Origin of the sequence: Roseisolibacter agri (genome assembly GCF_030159095.1) — a bacterium.
Classification (GTDB): domain Bacteria; phylum Gemmatimonadota; class Gemmatimonadetes; order Gemmatimonadales; family Gemmatimonadaceae; genus Roseisolibacter; species Roseisolibacter agri.
Window position 1 is genome coordinate 132,832 of sequence record NZ_BRXS01000002.1, and the last position, 18,083, is coordinate 150,914.

Annotated in this window: 18 protein-coding genes; 3 read left to right on the plus strand and 15 right to left on the minus strand. The window is 73.9% G+C overall.

What is annotated here, in order from left to right; all coding sequences use genetic code 11:
* Positions 1 to 98 precede the first annotated feature (98 nt).
* The 6 genes from rosag_RS05210 to mnmG form a co-directional block, all read right to left on the minus strand.
* A complete protein-coding gene (locus rosag_RS05210; protein WP_284348990.1) occupies positions 99 to 1,001 on the minus strand; it encodes a ParB/RepB/Spo0J family partition protein in 903 nt (300 codons plus the stop codon).
* The gene (locus tag rosag_RS05215) at positions 998 to 1,801 is read right to left on the minus strand and encodes a ParA family protein (RefSeq protein WP_284348991.1); all 804 of its coding nucleotides are present in this window, start codon (positions 1,799 to 1,801) and stop codon (positions 998 to 1,000) included. Before rosag_RS05215 ends, rosag_RS05210 begins: the two co-directional genes overlap by 4 nt.
* Positions 1,798 to 2,157 carry a hypothetical protein gene (locus rosag_RS05220; RefSeq protein ID WP_284348992.1) on the minus strand — a complete coding sequence of 120 codons (360 nt, stop codon included), beginning with the start codon at positions 2,155 to 2,157 and terminating at the stop codon, positions 1,798 to 1,800. The genes rosag_RS05215 and rosag_RS05220 overlap by 4 nt, the downstream gene beginning before the upstream one ends.
* Positions 2,158 to 2,356: 199 nt before the next feature.
* Positions 2,357 to 3,106: an SIMPL domain-containing protein gene (locus tag rosag_RS05225; RefSeq protein ID WP_284348993.1), complete on the minus strand. Its 750-nt coding sequence runs from the start codon at positions 3,104 to 3,106 to the stop codon at positions 2,357 to 2,359.
* Positions 3,107 to 3,287: 181 nt separating this feature from the next.
* Entirely contained in the window at positions 3,288 to 3,863 is a 576-nt protein-coding gene (locus rosag_RS05230) for a hypothetical protein (protein ID WP_284348994.1), read from the minus strand.
* Positions 3,864 to 3,957: 94 nt separating this feature from the next.
* Positions 3,958 to 5,889 carry a tRNA uridine-5-carboxymethylaminomethyl(34) synthesis enzyme MnmG gene (mnmG, locus tag rosag_RS05235; protein ID WP_284348995.1) on the minus strand — a complete coding sequence of 644 codons (1,932 nt, stop codon included), beginning with the start codon at positions 5,887 to 5,889 and terminating at the stop codon, positions 3,958 to 3,960.
* A 69-nt stretch (positions 5,890 to 5,958) separates the two neighbouring features.
* Here mnmG and rosag_RS05240 point away from each other — a divergent pair, with 69 nt between their 5' ends.
* Together rosag_RS05240 and rosag_RS05245 are read left to right on the plus strand one after the other, a co-directional pair.
* Positions 5,959 to 7,350 (plus strand): M20/M25/M40 family metallo-hydrolase, encoded by a 1,392-nt coding sequence (locus rosag_RS05240; protein WP_284348996.1) that lies wholly within the window; start codon positions 5,959 to 5,961, stop codon positions 7,348 to 7,350.
* Between the two features lie 41 nt (positions 7,351 to 7,391).
* Positions 7,392 to 7,676 (plus strand): hypothetical protein, encoded by a 285-nt coding sequence (locus rosag_RS05245; protein WP_284348997.1) that lies wholly within the window; start codon positions 7,392 to 7,394, stop codon positions 7,674 to 7,676.
* An 18-nt stretch (positions 7,677 to 7,694) separates the two neighbouring features.
* Here rosag_RS05245 and rosag_RS05250 read toward each other — a convergent pair whose 3' ends face one another.
* From rosag_RS05250 to rosag_RS05275, 6 genes are all read right to left on the minus strand, one after another.
* The gene (locus rosag_RS05250; protein ID WP_284348998.1) at positions 7,695 to 8,516 is read right to left on the minus strand and encodes a Spy/CpxP family protein refolding chaperone; all 822 of its coding nucleotides are present in this window, start codon (positions 8,514 to 8,516) and stop codon (positions 7,695 to 7,697) included.
* Positions 8,517 to 8,548: 32 nt separating this feature from the next.
* Entirely contained in the window at positions 8,549 to 8,848 is a 300-nt protein-coding gene (locus tag rosag_RS05255) for a hypothetical protein (protein WP_284348999.1), read from the minus strand.
* A 12-nt stretch (positions 8,849 to 8,860) separates the two neighbouring features.
* Positions 8,861 to 9,427, minus strand: coding sequence for an NfeD family protein (locus rosag_RS05260; RefSeq protein WP_284349000.1), 567 nt, complete (start codon positions 9,425 to 9,427; stop codon positions 8,861 to 8,863).
* 90 nt (positions 9,428 to 9,517) lie between these two features.
* Positions 9,518 to 10,441 carry a dienelactone hydrolase family protein gene (locus rosag_RS05265; RefSeq protein WP_284349001.1) on the minus strand — a complete coding sequence of 308 codons (924 nt, stop codon included), beginning with the start codon at positions 10,439 to 10,441 and terminating at the stop codon, positions 9,518 to 9,520.
* A gap of 35 nt (positions 10,442 to 10,476) precedes the next feature.
* Positions 10,477 to 11,247: a M15 family metallopeptidase gene (locus rosag_RS05270; RefSeq protein ID WP_284349002.1), complete on the minus strand. Its 771-nt coding sequence runs from the start codon at positions 11,245 to 11,247 to the stop codon at positions 10,477 to 10,479.
* Positions 11,248 to 11,326: 79 nt separating this feature from the next.
* Entirely contained in the window at positions 11,327 to 12,307 is a 981-nt protein-coding gene (locus rosag_RS05275) for a hypothetical protein (RefSeq protein WP_284349003.1), read from the minus strand.
* A gap of 72 nt (positions 12,308 to 12,379) precedes the next feature.
* On the opposite strand from rosag_RS05275, the gene rosag_RS05280 reads away from it, so the two are divergent.
* On the plus strand, positions 12,380 to 13,732 hold the full coding sequence (locus rosag_RS05280; protein ID WP_284349004.1) for an MFS transporter: 1,353 nt from the start codon (positions 12,380 to 12,382) through the stop codon (positions 13,730 to 13,732).
* 216 nt (positions 13,733 to 13,948) lie between these two features.
* Here the strand turns inward: rosag_RS05280 and rosag_RS05285 are convergent, their stop codons facing one another.
* The 3 genes from rosag_RS05285 to polA all read right to left on the minus strand — a co-directional run bounded on the left by rosag_RS05285 (position 13,949) and on the right by polA (position 18,073).
* Entirely contained in the window at positions 13,949 to 14,272 is a 324-nt protein-coding gene (locus tag rosag_RS05285; RefSeq protein WP_284349005.1) for a hypothetical protein, read from the minus strand.
* 30 nt (positions 14,273 to 14,302) lie between these two features.
* Positions 14,303 to 14,734: a type IV pilin protein gene (locus tag rosag_RS05290; RefSeq protein WP_284349006.1), complete on the minus strand. Its 432-nt coding sequence runs from the start codon at positions 14,732 to 14,734 to the stop codon at positions 14,303 to 14,305.
* Positions 14,735 to 15,019: 285 nt separating this feature from the next.
* Positions 15,020 to 18,073: a DNA polymerase I gene (gene polA, locus rosag_RS05295; protein ID WP_284349007.1), complete on the minus strand. Its 3,054-nt coding sequence runs from the start codon at positions 18,071 to 18,073 to the stop codon at positions 15,020 to 15,022.
* Positions 18,074 to 18,083 lie beyond the last annotated feature (10 nt).

Here is an 18,083-nt window from a genome sequence, read left to right on the forward strand (position 1 = left end):
ACGCATCGTGCAAAACTCGCAATCTGTTGTCTGGCAACGACTTGTGCGGCTGTGGAGAAGTCTTCCACAACCGTAGTGGTCGCGTGGAGAACGCAGGGTCAGTCCGGCCGGGTTCCGAAGAGCTCGATCACGCGGTCGAAGTCGTCGGCGGAGTAGAAGGAGATCCGGATCTCGCCCTTGGCGGCGTCGCTGAGGGTGATGCTCACGTCCGTCCCGAAGTGCCGGCGGAGGTGGTCCTCGATCCGGCGCACCTCGGCCGGGCGCGTGTCGCGGGTGCCGGCGACGTCGGCGGGCTTGGCGGGCCGGCCGGCGCTCTCGCGGACGCGGCGCTCGACCTCGCGGACGCTCAGGCCCTTGGCCGCGATCTCCTTGGCGAGGTCGACGATCACGTGCTCGCGGCCGAGGGCGAGGAGTGGGCGGGCGTGGCCGCTGGTGAGCGAGCCGTCGGACACCATGCGCCGGACAGAAGCGGGCAAACCCAGGAGCCGCATGCAGTTAGCGATCGTCGTCCGGTCCTTCCCGACGACCTCGGCCATCTGCTGCTGGGTGAGGTTGAACTCCTCGGACAGCCGCTGGTAGCCCTCGGCCTCTTCGATCGGGTTGAGATCGGCGCGCTGGAGGTTCTCGACCATCGCCAGCGTTAGGAGCGTCTGGTCGTCGATCTCCTTGACGATCGCCGGGATCTCGGGCCAGCCCAGGCGCGTCGCAGCGCGGAAGCGCCGCTCGCCGGCGATCAGCTCGTAGCCGCGCCCATCGCGCGCGCGGCGGACGGTGACGGGCTGGAGCAGCCCGGTCGCCCGGAGGCTCGCCTCGAGGTCGGCCAGGTCCTCCGCGCGGAACTCCTTGCGGGGCTGGTACGGGTTCGGACGGATCTGGCCGAGTGGGAGGCTCTTGAGAGCGGAGCGGTCTTCGGGGGTCGGCTGCTCGACCGCCTGCCGCGTCGCGAGGAGCGCCTCGAGGCCGCGGCCGAGGCGTCGCGGCTGCTTGTCAGGGGCGCTCATGCGGCGGGCGTGGTGGCGGCCGCGAGGGCGCCGCTCGTGGTGCGGGCGATGAGCTCCTGGGCGACCTGGAGGTAGGCCTGCGCGCCGATCGAGGCCACGTCGTAGAGGATGATCGGCTTCCCGAAGCTGGGCGCCTCCGCCAAACGGACGTTTCTCGGGATGACGTTCTGGAAGACCTTGGCGCCGAAGTACTCGCGGGCGTCGGTGGCGACCTGGCGCGAGAGGTTGAGGCGGTTGTCGAACATCGTCAGCAGGACGCCGTCGATGGCGAGGCGGGGGTTCACGCCCTGCTGGACCAGGTGCACCGTGTTGAGCAGCTGCGAGAGCCCTTCGAGCGCGTAGTACTCGCACTGGACGGGGATGAGCAGCGCGTCGGCGGCGGCCAGCATGTTGAGCGTGATGAGGCCGAGCGAGGGCGGGCAGTCGATCAGGACGTAGTCGTAGCGATCGAGGACCGGCGCCAGGGCCGAGCGCATCAGCTCGCTGCGGTTGGGCCGGTCGACGAGCTCGACTTCCGCGCCCGCGAGATCGGGGGTCGCGGGGAGGACGTCGAGGTGGCCGAACTGGACGCCGCGGTGGAGCGCCTCGTCGATCGTGGCCTCGCCCAGGAGCACGTCGTAGAGCGTGGCGCCGAGCGCGTCGCGACTGATGCCGATGCCGCTGGTGGCGTTCCCCTGCGGGTCGCCGTCGATGAGCAGCGTGCGCTGTTCGGCCACCGCGAGGGAGGCGGCGAGGTTGACGGCGGAGGTCGTCTTACCGACCCCGCCTTTCTGGTTCGCGATGGCGATGACGCGGGTCACGGCAGGTGTGCAGCAGGCACGCGGAAGTCATGGGGCTCGAGCTGGAGCGCGCCGTAGTGGGCCGCGCGCCATACGAGGAACTGCTCGCGCTTGTGGGAGGGCGGAAGGTAGCGCTCCAGCACCGGGAGCGCTTGGCGGAGCGGCTCACCGCGCAGGTGCCATACAGAATAGTGGCGGCCCTGGCTCTGGTAGGGGCCGAAGACGCGCCCACCGAAGACCTGCTCGAGGAGGCGGAGGGGCTCGGGATCACGGGCGTGGAGGCGAACCGACAGGGCTGGCTGGCGGCCATCCCAGCTGAAGGAGCCCTCGCCGACGATCAGGCCCATGGCGTATCCGAGCAGGAAGACGTGGACCATGGGGGCGCGCGGAGAGGATCGTAAGCGTACGAGGGTGGCAGAATGACCGGAGTGCCGAGGCCGCAGTGTGCCACGTGAAAGCAAGGCAGGCTCGACCATAAACGTGCCACGTGAAAGCAAGCGGCACCCGACTATTCCACCGTCGGGTGCCGCACGCCAACGCTCCCGACGCGCTCCGGCGCGCCCCGACGCTACCACATCACCGGGGCACGAACGCCCACCGCGCCGTCACCGTCGCCGCCACCGTCTGCGTCCCCTCCGAGATCGGAGTCTGCGCCCCCGCCTCCGCGGCCATCGCACGCACCGCCATGTCCATCGGCCGCGGGCGCACCGGCTCGTAGACCGACGACAGCTCCAGCAAGCCCCCGAGCTGACCACCGGCCGCCCGCGCCATCGCCTCCGCGTCCGCCCGCGCGCGCTCGACCGCCTTCGACAGCGCCCGGCGCCGCGCGGCCTCGCCCTCGGAGGAGTAGAACTGGAGCGAGGAGACCAGGTTCGCCCCCTTCGAGAGCACCGCGTCCAGCACCGGGCCCACCTGGTCGATGCGGCGCAGCTCCACGATCACCGTGTTCTGGACGTTGTAGCCCGTGATCCGCGTCCGGCGCGTCGGCTGGTCGTAGACCTGCTCGGGGAAGACGTTGTAGCCGCTCGTCGTCAGCTGCTCGCTGGCGATCCCCAGCGCCCGCAGCGTGTCGAAGATCGCCCGCTGCAGCCGCGCGTTGCGCGTGGAGGCGTCCGCGGCCGTCGCGGCCTGCGTCTGGACGCCGATCGAGAGCCGGGCGCGGTCGGGGGTGATCTGCTCCTCGCCGACCGCGGACACCGCGATGCCGGCCGAGGGGATCACGGCCACAGGCGCCGGGGCAGGGGCCTGCGCCATGGCGGCGCGGGGGCCGGCAAGGGTCAGCGAGCTGGCGAGCGAGCTGGCAACGACGAACGAGGCGAGGCGCATGGTGTGGGCGTGGAGGGAAGGCGCCACGCCCGGCCCCGCGCGGATCGCGACGCGTGCGGCGTGGCACTCGACCGCATGCTACCCCACGCGCGCCCGCCGGTCACCCGAGTTCCCGCAGGTTCCAGCAGGTTCCAGCAGGTTGCAAGACGGGCGGTGGCCCACCACCGCCCGTCCAATCGCATCAGGGGGCGATGCCCGCCAGCACCGGCCCCGCGATCCGCCGCTCCGACACCCGCGACCAGCGCCGCTCCCCGGGGGCCCGCACCTGGCCCACCAGCTCAAAGGCGAGGCGGGTGCCGCGCAGGGCGTCGGCGCCGCTGGTCGGGATGTCCAGCCGCACCGTGTTCGCCAGCCGGCCGTCGACGCAGCCCACGAGCTTCGCGGCCGCCACCGGGAGGCTGACCGCGCGCACCTTCCAGCCGTGCGTCGTGTCGGCGTCCGCGAGGATCGCGCGCACCGCCACCACGCGGGCGTTCGGGGAGGCGATGCGGAGCGCCGAGCGGGAGACGGAGACCGCGAGCCCGCTCTGGACCCGCTGGAGCTCCACCCCCAGCCAGCCGCGCTCCTGCCCATCGGGAGCGAGGTCGACGACGCGCACGGCGGGCGCGGCGAGGTCCGGCGCCTTGAGCGGGGCGGGTGTCGGCACCGCGCTGGCGAAGGTCGTGGGGACGGTGGCCTGCGCACCCGCGACGGCGGCGCGAGCGAGGGCGAGCACCGCCAGCAGCGTGGCGGCGCGGGGAGCGTGGGGGGCGCGCACGCCGAAGGGCGCGCCGGGGCGGGGGAGCGGGAGCGGTCGCATGCCCGCCCTAGCTGCCAGCCGCGTGCCGGACCGACGCCGCGGCCGACGAACCTCAGTCGGCGGCGACGCGGGAAGTGTCGCCGCCCGCGCGGCGCCGGCGCTCCACCTCGAACACGAGCCCCTGCAGATCACTCGGCGACACGCCGGGAATGCGGCCCGCCTGCGCCAGCGTCTCGGGACGGACGGCGGCGAGCTTCTGCCGCGCCTCGAACGAGAGGGAGAGCAGCGCGTCGTACGGCAGGTCCGCCGGCAGCGCGAAGCTCGAGAGGCGCGCCAGCCGCTCCGCCGCCTGCCGCTCGCGCGCGAAGTAGCCCGCGTACTTCAGCTCGAGCTCCGCCGTCACCGCCGCCTCGCGATCGATCGGCGCATCGACGCCCGCGGCCACGAGCAGCGCGTGCAGCGAGACGCCCTGCCGCCGCGCCAGCTCCGCGACCTTCACCGCGTGCGCGGGCAGGTTCTCTCCAGGAGGAGAGAGCACCGGCGACGCCTGCGACGGCTGGATGCTCGTGCGCTCCGCCAGCGCGCGCAGGTCGTCCTCCGCCTGCAGACGGCGGTGCACCTGCGCCAGCTCGCCGGGCGCGTAGAGGCCCAGCGCCTCGCCGACGCCCGAGAGGCGCCGCAGCGCATTGTCCTGGCGGATGGTGAGCCGGAACTCCGAGCGCGAGGTGAAGAGGCGATAGGGCTCGTCCACGCCGCGCGTCACCAGGTCGTCGGCGAGCACCGCGACGTACGACGTCTCGCGCCCCAGCACGAGCGGCGGCCGCTCCAGCGCCGCGAGCCCCGCGTTGAGCCCCGCCAGCAGCCCCTGGCCCGCCGCCTCCTCGTAGCCCGTGGTGCCGTTGATCTGGCCGGCGAGCCACAGCCCGTCGAGCGCCTTCACGCGCAGCGTCGGATCGAGCTGCGTGGGCGGATAGTAGTCGTACTCGATCGCGTAGCCGGCGCGCGTCATCACCGCGCGCTCCAGCCCCCGCACCGTGCGCAGGATCGCCAGCTGCACCGGCGCCGGCAGCGACGTCGAGAGCCCGTTGACGTACAGCTCCGCCGTGTCGTGCCCCTCGGGCTCCAGGAAGAGCTGGTGCCGGGTCGCGTCGGGGAACTTCACGATCTTGTCCTCGACCGACGGGCAGTAGCGCGGCCCGCGCGCCGCGATCGCGCCGCCGTACATCGCGCTCTCGCCGATGTGCGCCGCGATCAGCGCCTTCCCCTCCGCCTCCAGGTGCGTCAGCCAGCAGGGGAGCTGCGGCAGCGCACTCGGGTCACCAGGCGCGGAGAAGTGGCTCCAGCGATAGTCGAACTCCGCCAGCTCGCTCGGCTGCCGCACGAGGGCGTCGAGGTCCACGCTGCGGCCGTCGATGCGGGGCGGGGTCCCCGTCTTGAAGCGCGCGACCGTGAGGCCGGCGTCCTCCAGCTGCTCCGCGAGGTGCGTCGTGGCACCCTCGCCCGCGCGGCCGCCGGCCATCGCCGTGGTCGTGCCGATGTGCAGCCGCCCGCGCAGGAAGGTGCCCGTCGTGATGACGACCGCGCGCGCGCCGATGCGGCGCCCCTCCAGCGTCTCCAGCCCGACGACGCGCGCGCCGTCGAAGACGAGCCGCGCGACGGTGCCCTGCAGCGTGACAAGGCCGGGCTGCGCCTCGAGGAGCGTGCGCACCGCCCGGCGATAGAGCCCGCGGTCGCACTGCGCGCGCGGCGACCACACGGCGGGGCCCTTCCCGCGGTTCAGCATCCGGAACTGCACCGTCGCGCGGTCCGTCGCGCGGCCCATCACGCCGCCCAGCGCATCGACCTCGCGCACCACGACGCCCTTCGCGACGCCGCCGATCGCGGGATTGCACGACATCTGGCCGATGGTCTCGAGCGCGCTCGTGACGAGCGCCGTGCGCGCGCCCAGCCGCGCGGCGGCGACGGCGGCCTCCACGCCCGCGTGCCCGCCGCCGATCACGACGACGTCGTACGTCTCCTCGAACGCTGCGCGCGCGTCGTTCATCGCCTCATGCGACTAAATGCGACTCCTCGCGGCGCAGCGCCGACCGGGCGCACGCCGTAGAATCAGCATATGCGATCCCCCCGCCGCCCCGCCACCGCCGCCGCGCTGGCCGCCCCGCTGGCCGCCGTTCTCGCCGGCGGCTGCGCGCCCGCCGCGCGCCCGTCCGGTGCGCCTGCCGCCGCCACGCCGGCGCCCTCCGCCGCCGCGCCGACGGCGAGCACGACGCTCACCGCCGACGAGACGCGCATGCGCGACGCCGTGCGCGCGCACTACGACGCCTCCATCGACCTGCTGGCGCGCGCCGTCGACATCCCGAGCGGCACGCACAACCTGGCCGGCGTGCGGCGCGTGGGCGACCTGTTCGCCACCGAGCTGCAGCAGCTCGGCTTCCGCACGCGCTGGGTCGACGCGCCCGCGGGCATGCGGCGCGCGGGGCACCTGGTGGCGGAGCACCCGGGGCAGGGTGCGCGGCTGCTGCTCATCGGGCACCTCGACACCGTGTTCGAGGGCGACGACCAGAAGTGGGTGCGCCAGGACACGATCGCGCGCGGCGCCGGCACCGGGGACATGAAGGGCGGCGACGTGGCGATGGTGCTCGCGCTGCGCGCGCTCAAGGAGGCCGGGCAGCTGGAGCGCATGCACGTCACCGTCATCATGACCGGCGACGAGGAGGCGCCCGGCCAGCCGATCGCGGCGGCGCGCACCACGCTCACCGACCTCGCGCGCGCGAGCGACGTCGCGCTGGCGTTCGAGGGCGGCTCGCGGTCGCAGATCTCGGTCACGCGCCGCGGCTCGTCGTCGTGGACGCTCGAGGTGAAGGCGCGCCAGGCGCACTCCGCGGGCGTCTTCTCGGAGGGCGCGGGCTACGGCGCGATCTACGAGGGCGCGCGCGTGATCGACGAGTTCCGGCGCACGCTCTCCGGCCAGCCGGGACTCACCTTCAACGTCGGCCTCGTGGGCGGCGGCACCGCGGCCGCCACCGACACGTCGCTGACGCGCATCACGTCCGAGGGGAAGACCAACATCATCGCGCCGACGTTCGTCGCGCGCGGCGATCTCCGCTTCCTGCGCGAGGCGCAGAAGGACTCCACGCGCGCCGCGATGCGCGCGATCGTCGCGCGGCCGCTGAACGGCGCGACGAGCACGATCACGTTCACCGACGGCTACCCCGCGATGCCCGCCACCGACGCCGGCGCGCGCCTCGTCGCCGCGTTCGACGGCACGAGCCGCGCACTCGGCTACGGCGCGGTGCAGGCGCAGGACGCGAGCAGCCGCGGCGCGGGCGACGTGTCGTTCGTCGCGCCGTTCATCCCCGGCATGGACGGCCTGGGCGTGAGCGGGCGCGGCGCGCACTCGCCGCAGGAGTCGGTCTCGCTCCCCTCGCTGCGCATGGCGGCCGAGCGGGCGGCGGTGCTGATGTCGCGCCTGTCGCGCGAGTGGCCGCGCCGCCCCGCGTCCTGACGCATCCGCCGCACGCGCCTCCCGTCACCCCTTCCGTCCCCATGCCACTCGAAGTCCCCGCGTCGCATCCGACGCTCGTCTTCCGCCGCGCCGCGTACGAGCGCGCGAACCTGGTGCGCGCGGCGCTCGACGAACGCCTCGGCCTCACGCCGGACGAGTTCCGCGTCGAGGGCGACCTCGTGGCGATCGGCCCGATCCACGACGAGGACGCGCTGGGCGCGCTCGTCGCGGAGCTGGAGCAGCTCGGCCTCGTGTACTACGACGACTTCTTCGAGCTGAGCGGCAACTGGCCCGAGTGGCTGCACCTGCGCGTGTCGAGCCGGTAGCGCCTCACGGGTAGCGCATCAGCCGCCGCGCGGCGCGGGGAGCGCGACCGGACAGCCGGACGCGCGCTGCTCCGGCGTCAGCACTGCGTCGATGTCGGCGCGCAGCTTCGCCTCGGCCGCCGCGAGCCGGTCGCGGATCGGCGTCGACCGCGCGAGGATCGCGCGCAGCTCCGCGTCGCTCTTGCCGGCCTGACGCGCGGCCTGCACCTCGCGCGCGATCCCCGCCAGCGCCTCGAGGTCGGCCCGGTGCGCGGTCTCGAACGCTTCGAGCAGCGCGTGGATGCGCGCCACCTGCTCGCCGCTCAGCTGCACCGCGCTCCCGCGCTCGCAGCGGTTCGCGCGCTGCGCGTCGATCCACGCGCGCTGCTCGCGCGTGAGCACCGCCGCGATGTCCGCCTGCAGCGCGCGCGCCGCCGCGTCGAGCCGAGCACGCGCCGCGTTCGACTCGGCCATGATCGCGCGCACTTCGGCGGCGGGCTTGCCCGCGCGCATCGCGGCCTCCGCGCGCTTCACGATCGCGGCGACCGCCTCGACGTCCGCACGCGTGGCCGTGGCGAACGCACGCAGCAGCGCGTCGATGCGCGCGCGCTGGTCGTCGGTCAGGCGCAGCTCCGCGGGCAACCGATCGAGCGCGACGCCGTCGACGGTCGCGCCGGGCGGCGCCGCGAGCAGGCCGACCGCCGTCGCGACGCTCGTCACGTCGGCGCGCAGCGCCTCGTCGGCGAGGGGCGCCGGCTCGACCGGCGCGGGCGTACGGTCGCTGCTGCAGGCGCCGAGCGTCGCGAGCGTGGCGACGAGGATCGCAAGGCGCAGGGAATGGCGCGTGAACCGAGGCGACACGACGACCTCCGACGTGCGGGTGGCGACCGTGGCTACCGGTCGACCTGCTTCGACAGCGAGCCGGGCGTGGGGAGCGCCGGCGGCGTGGTCGCGACGGGCGTCAGCGCGCCGCTGCGCAGCCACCCCTTCCAGCCGCACTCCATGCACCAGCTGGGGCGGAGCCACGGGACCCACCGGTGCCAGAACGCCGGCTGCACGCGCAGCGTGGGCGCGTCGCAGTTCAGGCAGCGGTCGCCCTCCGGCAGCAGGAGGAGGAAGAAGACCGTCGCGGCGATGATGCGGAGGACGAACAGCCCTCCGAAGACGCCGATGAAGATGGCCGCGTCCGACATGATGCCCCCTACCTAGAGCCGCGCTTCCACCTCTGCCCACTGCTCGACATAGGCCACGCCACCCTCCACCCGCTCGATGGCGACCTCCGTGCCGGCCGCGATGGCGGCGCCGTCCCAGCTGCGCGCGCCGACCGTCCACGTGCGGCCGTCGGCTTCGTACGCGATCTCTCCCTCGCCGTCCACCGCGATGTCGCGCGTCACGCGCGCCGGGTGCCCCTGCATCAGGTAGCGCTCGTCGACCACGTCGCGCCGCACGCTGGGGATCGCCCAGGCGGCCAACAGCACGAGCGAGAGGCCGGCGCCCGCCGCGCCCATCAGCAGCGCGAGCCCCACCGTCGCCGGCGTGCCGAGGGTGGTGAAGCGCTCCAGGAGGTACCCGCCGACGCCGAAGGTGGTGACGAACGCGGCGACGTTCTGACGGTTGAGGAGCGGCGACGGCTCGGTGCGCGGGTCGTGACCGCCGCCCACCTCGTGCGGCGCGCGCGTCGCGGGCGGCGCCGGCCGCTCGACGCCGTGCAGCATGACGTAGACGGCGAGCAGCAGCCCGAGGACGAAGCAGGCGACGAAGACGGCGGTCATGACCTTCGGAAGGAGGCGGCGAACGGGGACGGGCGGTGCAAGATCAGGGCGCGAGGTCGCGCCCGGCAAGCACCGCCGTCGCCGCCGCGATCAGCGCGCCTCGAGGTGCTGGCGGAACCAGGCGATCGTCTTCGGCCACGCCTTCTCGGTCGCGGCCATGTTGGCGCCGTTCTGCCCGTCCTGCTGGCGCAGGAAGCCATGCCCCGCGCCCGGGTAGACGACCGACTCCCACGGCACGCCGGCCCGCTTCAGCGCGCTGTCGGCGGCCGGGATGGTCGCGTTCACGCGCGCGTCGTTCTCGCCGTAGAGGCCGAGCACCGCGGCCTTCGCCTTCGTGAGATCGACCTGCGCCGTGTTGACGCCGCCGTAGTACGCGACGGCCGCGCCCAGCCCCGGCGCCGTGGCCGCGTGCGCGAACACCGTCGACCCGCCCCAGCAGAAGCCGACGATCCCGTAGCGCTTCTCGGCTGCCGGAAGGCCCATGCCGTACTGCGCGACCGCCTGCAGCCGCGCCTGCACCTCGGCCTGCTGGAGCTGACGGACCGCGGCGACGGCTGCCGTCGCGTCGGCCGAGTCGGCCGTGCCGCCGACGCCCTTGCCGGTGAGGAGGTCGGGCGCGATCGCGATGAACCCCTCGGCCGCCAGCTGGTCGGTCACGGCGCGGATCCACGGGCTGATGCCGAAGATCTCGTGCACCACGAGCACGACCGGCGCCTTCGTCGCGCGCTCGGGATAGACGACCCACGCGCGCACGCTGTCGCCCGCCGGCGTGCGCACCATCGCCCACTCGCCGTGGCGCGGCGACCTGTCGACGCGGGCGCGCGCCTCGGCGGCGCCGGCGGGCAGCCCCTTCGCCGTCGTGATGGTGGTCGTGGTGGTGGTGGACGTGCTCGTGCGCGTCGTCTCGGTGTGACCGGCGTGCTCGTCGGTCATGCGGGCGCTGCGCGCGCACCCCGCGACGGCGACGACGAGCGCGCCCGCGAGCAGGGGCGAACGGCGACGGACGGTGGACATGGGAGAACCGGGAAAGAGGTCGGGAGTCGCTGCGCTCACTGGTCGCGCACCGGCCGGATCACGAGGTCGAAGCGGAGCGGATCCGGCACGTCGTAGCTGAAATGCCACCACTCCTCCGGAAGGTTCGTGAAACCCTCCGCGGACATCGCGCGCACCAGCCGCTGCCGGTTTACGGCCGCCTCGCCGGTCGCGTTCGCGGTGTGCGCCGCGCGCGAGAAGGTGTCGAACGCGGTGCCCATCTTCCGCTCGCGGCCGGTCGCGAGATCGACCAGCGTCAGGTCGACCGCGAGCCCGAGGTTGTGGCGGCTGCGCTCCGCGATGTAGCCGTCGCGGAGGAGGTCCTCGCGCTGCACGCGGTGCGTCCACGCGACCATGGCGGCCGTCGCGCGCACGGGGCGGTAGCCGTCGAACACCTTGAGCCCCAGCCCCTCGGCCTGCAGCGCGGCCTGCACGCGCCCCAGCGCGGCCGCGGCCTCGCGGCGCAGCAGCACGCGCGGCGCGTCGTACCCGGGCAGCACCTCGCCCACGAAGTTGTACGGCGTCGCGTAGCGCACGTCCACGCGGATGGTCGAGTCGACGCGCTGCACGTCCACCAGCAGCGACTCGGCCACCGCGTCAGGCATCACGACGTCCGGCGACGCGGGCGGCGGTACAGGGGCGGGCGCCGCCGCCGTGGGCGCCGGAGCGGCCGCGGGCTGTGGCGCGGGTGCGGCGACCGGCGTCAGCGGCGGCGCGCACGCGCCCGCGAGCGTGAAGACGAGCAGCGCGCCCACGAGCGGCGCGCGCGGACCGGCGGAGAGAGGCATGGCGCGGGAACGTAGCCCGCGGCCAAGGGAGCGGCGAGGCGGCGACGTGCGCCGCCTCACCAGCGCCAGCGCGCGCGTCTCAGCAGCCGCGCGCGACGCTCGTCCAGCGCACCTGCCAGCGGCCCGGCGCGGCGCGCTCCAGCAGCGAGTAGCGGCTGCCGTCCTCGCCCACGCGCGCGACCACCAGCGCGGGACGTCCCGGCTCACCGATGCGCAGCGCCGCCAGCACCTCGGCCGCCGGGAGCACCTCCTCGCGGCCGACCGCGCGCTCGTGGTAGGCGGTCGCCCAGCGGCCGGTCCTCAGGTCCAGCGGCCGCTCGGCCACCAGCAGGATCACCTCGCCGATGGGCGACGCCTCCTGCGCCAGCGCGCGCGTCAGCACCGCGACCACCGTCTCGGCCGTGGAGTCGGGACGGAAGCGGCCGGCCGTGCGCACCACGAACGGCAGCCCGCGCAGCGCGCGCGACGCGCTGTCCGCCGGCAGCTCGGACGCCAGCCGCGTGACCGCCGCCGCGAGCGACGCGGAGTCGGCGGGCGAGAGGCCGTGCAGCGAGTCGAGCGGGAGCGCGGCGACCGGCGTGGCGCCGCCGGCCGGCTGCACCAGGCCGACGGTCCACTGCGGGACCGCGTCCGCGCCGGAGGCGGGGCCCAGGCGCGCCGCCGGCCAGCTGCCGCACGCGCTCCCCGTCGGCGCGGCGGCCACCGGCTCGGCGCGCGCACGCCCCGCCACCCCGACGCGCGAGACGAGCAGCACCTCGCCCGGGAGCACCGCGTCCGCGGCGCCCGCCGCAGTGTCGGCGGGCGCGCCGGCGCCGGTGCCCGGCACCACCAGCCGCACGTCGCCCTGCTCGCCCGGCACGACGAGCGCGAGCCCCGCCTGCGCGTCCCAGGTGGACGTCGCGACGGGGGCGGGCGGCGGCGGCGCGTCGGGAAGCGGCGGCGCGGGGATCACGCTGTCCACGCGCTCGGGCTGCGACTTCCGCTCGCACGCGGCGACGGCGAGGAGGCTGGCGACGCCCGCCGTCACGAAGCGGGCGCGGCGCTGGCTGGGGGATGGCATCGCGGGTAATCTGCGGGCGCCGCGCCTCTCCCGCCTCCCCCCGCCGCGCCAGACGGCGCCACATCGCGCTCCATGCCCGCCTTCCTCCAGCGCCTCGGCCTCCACCGCGCCGAGCTGCGCGCCTGGGCGACCTACGACTGGGCCGTGTCGTCGATGCAGACGACCGTGATGGCCGCGGTCTTCCCGATCTACTTCGTGCGCGTGGCGAGCGCTGGGCTGCCGCCGGGGCGCGGCGCGCAGCAGCTCGCGTACGCGAACACGATCGCGATGGTCGTCATCGTCGCGCTGTCGCCGATGCTCGGCGCGCTGGCCGACCATTCCGCGGCGAAGAAGCGCTTCCTCGCCGCATTCGCGCTGGTCGGCGCGGCCGCGTGCGCGGGGATGTTCACCATCGGCCACGGCGACGTGACGCGCGCGTCCGCGCTGTACGCGATCGCGATGGTGGGCGCGTCGGGGAGCATGGCGTTCTACGGCGCGCTGCTGCCGCACGTCGCGCGCGCCGACGAGATCGACCGCGTGTCGACCGCCGGCTACGCGCTCGGCTACCTGGGCGGCGGCGTGCTGCTCGCGCTCAACCTCGCGTGGATCCAGCTCCCGGGCAGCTTCGGGCTGCCGAGTGGGCCGGACCTCACGCGTGCGCAGGCGACGCTGCCGACGCGGCTCGCGTTCCTGTCGGTCGCCGTGTGGTGGCTCGTGTTCACGATCCCCATCATGCGCCGCGTGGCGGAGCCGCCCGCGACGCGCGAGCCGGGCGAGCCCGCGGGGCGCGCGCTGCTGTCGGCGATCGGCGCGTCGTTCGTGCGACTGGCGCACACCGCGCGCGAGCTGCGCGGCTTCCGCCAGGCGATGCTGCTGCTCCTCGCGTTCGCGGTCTACAACGACGGCATCCAGACCATCATCAAGATGGCGACCGCGTACGGCTCGGAGCTCGGCATCGGGCAGAGCGCGCTGATCGCCGCGATCCTCGTGGTGCAGTTCGTCGGCATCCCGTTCGCGTTCGCGTTCGGCGCGCTCGCCGACCGCTTGGGCGCGAAGCGCGCGGTGATGCTCGGCCTCGCGGTGTACGTCGTGATCGCGATCCTCGGCTACGGGATGCGCACGGCGACGCACTTCATGCTGCTCGCGCTGCTGGTGGGGATGGTGCAGGGCGGCACGCAGGCGCTCAGCCGCTCGCTGTTCGCGTCGATGGTGCCGCCGCACCGCTCGGGCGAGTTCTTCGGCTTCTTCGGCGTGTTCGAGAAGTTCTCGGGGATCTTCGGCCCGCTGCTGTTCGCGGTCGTCGTGCAGCTGGGCGGCACGAGCCGCAGCGCGATCCTGAGCGTGATCGTGTTCTTCGTGGTGGGGATGCTGCTGCTGACGCGCGTGGACGTGGCGGCGGGGCGGGCGTACGCGCAGCGGGTCGAAGAGGAAGCGATCATCGTGTGAGCGTCGAGCGTCGAGCGTCGAGCGTCGAGCGCCGAGCGCTGAGCGCCGACGCGACTCCCTGTGGCGGGGCGGGGCGCAGGTGTGGGCGGAGGCGACCTCCGATCGCAGCAAGGAGACCCGACGCGCATCGCGCCGTCTGGGGCTCCGCAGCGGCCGCGATCGGTGGGAGCCGCAGCCCGCGCCTGCGACACGCCACGCGGTGCGACAGCCCGAGCCTCAGGGCGGCAGGAAGCGGCCGACCAGGTCCCAGTGCCAGGCCGGGCGGCGCTCGCCCGTGCGGGGGTCGCGCAGCGGTTTGTCCTGCAGCCGCTCCGCCGGCATCCCCACCGCGCGCCCGTAGGCCAGCAGCGCCTCGCGGTCCGTCGAGACCAGGTGCGCCATCGGTGTGCCCTTCCAGACGTGGCGGTGCAGCCAGAGGCCGCCGTCCATCGCGTACACCATCCCGTCGTACCGGCGGGCGAACTCGCGCCAGGGCACGGGGTCGGGCTGGACCACCCGGGGTCCCTGCCAGAAGCGCCGGCGGTCCTGGTCCGGCGTCACCGGCGCGTCACCACAGGCACCGCGTCGCCATCACTGGCAGGTCAGCTGCCCCTCGATCGTCGCGGGGGCGACCGGCGCGGCGTTGCCGTAGAAGATCGCGCAGGTCGTCGGGTTGGCGCCGGCGGCCGTGCCCGTGGCCGACCAGCCCGCGACCGTGGCCGAGACGATCGTCAGCGTCACGCCGGGCGACGGCGTGAGGCCGAGGACGCCGAGGTCCGTCGTGTAGGTGCCGCTGCCGTAGAAGTAGCCCTCCTCCGCCGTGGCCACCTGGCGCAGGTCGCTCTTCACCTTGGCGACGAGCGCCTTGCCCTTCGTGTTCGCGAACGCCGGGATCGCGATCGCGGCCAGGATGCCGATGATCACGACGACGATCAGGAGCTCGATGAGCGAGAAGCCGGCGCGCCGCGAGGTGCGGCGGCGGGAGGTGGCCCCGGGGCGGGGCGAGGAGGGCTGGAGGAGCATGGGGGGTCTCCGGACGGAGGGCGGCCGAACGGCGCCGAGGCTACGTCGCCCACTGGCAACGCCGGTGCCCGTCCCGCGGGATACGACGCATCTCGTTGGAACGTCACGACTTGGCGTCGCGACGGCAGTGCCGGTGTGGGCGCCGCCCCCCGGCGAACGGCCCGGAACGTCGCAAAATGCACGAGCGCCCGGTGGCCGATCGTGGCCGGCGGCCTCACGCGGTGCGCCGCCCGACCCGGCGCGGACGCCGTGCGGTCGCCGGGCGGCACGCGACCGCGCGACCGGTCAGCCCTTCGTCTCGAGCCAGTTGTCGCCGACCCCCGCGTCCACCACCAGCGGCACCGAGAGCGTGGCCGCGCCCTCCATCTCGCGGCGCACGAGCGCGGTGACCGCCTCGACCTCGGGGCCCGGGACCTCGAACACCAGCTCGTCGTGCACCTGCAGGAGCATCCGCGCGTTCACGTCCGGGGCGTGCAGCGCGTCGGCGATGCGGATCATCGCGATCTTGATCAGGTCCGCGGCCGAGCCCTGGATGGGGGCGTTCTGCGCGACGCGCTCGCCGAACGCGCGGATGTTGAAGTTGCGCTCCTTGAGCTCCGGGATGTAGCGCCGGCGTTTGAAGATGGTCTCGACGTAGCCGTGGTCGCGCGCGAACTCGACCTGGCTCTCGAGGTACCCCTTCACGCCCGCGAAGCGCTCGAAGTACGTGTCGATGAACGCGCGCGCCTCGGCGTTGCTGATCTTGAGCTGGCGCGAGAGCGCGTGTGCGCCCTGCCCGTAGATCGTCGCGAAGTTGATCGTCTTCGCGCGCGCGCGCATGTCCTTCGTCACCTGCTCCAGCGGCACGCCGAAGATGATCGCCGCCGTCTCGCGGTGGATGTCGCCGCCGCGCTGGAACGCCGCGACGAACGCCGGGTCCTGCGACAGGTGCGCGAGCAGCCGCAGCTCGATCTGCGAGTAGTCGGCGGAGAGCAGCTTCCATCCCTTGCGCGGCACGAAGCCGCGGCGGATGTCGCGTCCCAGCTCGCGGCGGATCGGGATGTTCTGCAGGTTCGGATCGCTCGACGAGAGGCGGCCCGTGGCGGCCACCGTCTGCGCGAACGACGTGTGGATGCGCCCCGTCTCGGGGTTCACCGTCGCCGGCAGCGTGTCGAGGTACGTGCCCTCGAGCTTGAACAGCTCGCGGTACTCCATCAGCAGCTGCGGGATCACGTGGCCCTCGTCGGCCAGCTCCGTGAGCACGCTGGCGTCGGTGGACGGGCCGGTGGCCGTGCGCTTCTTGGAGGGGAGGCCGAGCTTCTCGAAGAGGATCGTGCGCAGCTGCGGGTTGGAGTTGATGTTGAACTCCTCGCCCGCCTCGGCGTAGATCTCGCGCTCCAGCCGCTCGCGCTCCGCCTGGAAGCGCGTCTTGAGCGACCGGAACCACTCGACGTCGATCGCGATGCCGTGCGCCTCCATCTCGGCCAGCACGTCGATCAGCGGCACCTCGATGTCGCGGAAGAGCGCCGTGAGCCCCTGCGCCTCGAGCTGCGGCTCGAACAGCTCGCGCAGGCGCATGGTGATGTCGACGTCCTCGCCCGAGTAGTCGCGCGCCGCCTCGATGGGCACGACGTCGAAGGTGAGCTGGCCCTTCCCCTTGCCGACCAGGTCCTCGTACGACGTCATCGTGTGGTCGAGCAGCTCCAGCGCGAGCACGTCGAGGCCGTGCGAGCGGCGCCCCGGATCGAGCACGTAGCTGGCGAGCATCGTGTCGAAGTCGACGCCGCGCAGCGTGAGCCCCGCGCGCCGGAGGGCGAGGATGTCGTACTTCGCGTTCTGCAGCGTCTTGGAGACGCTCGCGTCCTCGAGCAGCTCGCGCAGCGGGCGCATCTCGTCGCTCTCGAGCGGCGGGAGGTTGCGCACGGGGTACGCGCGCTCGCTGAGCATGCGGCCGGCGATGCCGGCGCCCGCGAGCTCGCTGGCGGGGGTCTTCTTGGCGGACTTCTTCGCGGCGGCCTTCTTGGGCGCGGGTGGAGCGGCCGCCGCGGGGGCCCCCCCCAGATCCAACATGCCCTCGACCGCGCCGTCCTCCCCCACCATCTCGACGCGGCTCGGATCCTCCGCACGCGCCGCGTCGTCGGCCGAGCCGTCGCCCAGGCCCAGCTCCGCCTGCGCGGGCGTCCACACGCGGTGCGCCAGCGGCAGGTAGTACGCCTCGCCCGGCGCGAGCGCGATCGAGATGCCCACGAGCCGCGAGCGCAGCGGATCGACCTTCGACGGCGCGTCGGGGTCGATCACCGTCTCGGTATCGACCGCGATCGTGCGCGCCTTGCGCGCGCGCGCCACCAGGCGCTGCATCGCCTGCACCGTGTCCACCGTCTCGTAGCGCGTCGGCGCACGCTCGGGCTTCGCCGCGGCGGGCGACGCCGCGGCGGATGCCGAGCTCGCGCTCTGCAGCGCGACCTCGCGCGCCAGCGACGTGAACTCCAGCTCCACGTACAGCTGCTTCAGCGCGTCGCGGTCCGGCTCCTCGAGGCGCAGCTTCTCGAGGTCGAGCGGGACGTCGAGGTCCGTGCGGATCGTCACCAGCGACTTCGAGAGCCGCGCCTCGGCGGCCTGCGTCTGCAGCGCCTCGCGCGGGCGCTTGGCCTTGATGTTCTCGACGTTCGCGAGGATGGCCTCCAGGTCGCCGAACTCCTGGATCAGCGCCTGCGCGCCCTTGTCGCCGATCCCCTTCACGCCGGGGACGTTGTCGCTCGTGTCGCCGACGAGCGCGAGGAAGTCGATCGTGCGCTCGGGCGGGACGCCGAGGCGCTCGCTGCCGTTCTCGACGCCGACCCACTGCTCGTCGACGGCCGCGGGGCCGCCGCGGCCGGGGTTCAGCAGCCACACGCCGGGGCGCACGAGCTGCTGGAAGTCCTTGTCGCCGCTGACGACGACGACGTTGAGGTTCGCCTCCACGCCGCGCTGCGCGAGCGAGCCGATGACGTCGTCGGCCTCGTAGCCCTTGAGCGTCAGGATCGGGATCCGCCACGCGTCGAGGATCGCGCAGATGCGCTCCATGCCGCGGTCGAAGTCGTCCTGCAGCTCGTCGGTGAGCTTCTCGCGCGTCGCCTTGTAGTCGGGGTACTGCTCGTGGCGGAAGCTCAACCCGCTGTCGTGCACCCAGCCCAGGTAGTCGGGCTTGTGCGTGGTCACCAGGCGGTTGAGGAAGTTGACGATTCCCCAGGCGGCGCTGGTGTTCTCGCCGCGGCTGGTGCGCAGCGGGCGCGAGATGAGCGCGAAGAACGCGCGATAGATCAGGGCGTACCCGTCGACCAGGAAGAGGCGCGGGGACGGAGGCGGGGCGACGTCGGGCATGCCGGGAAAC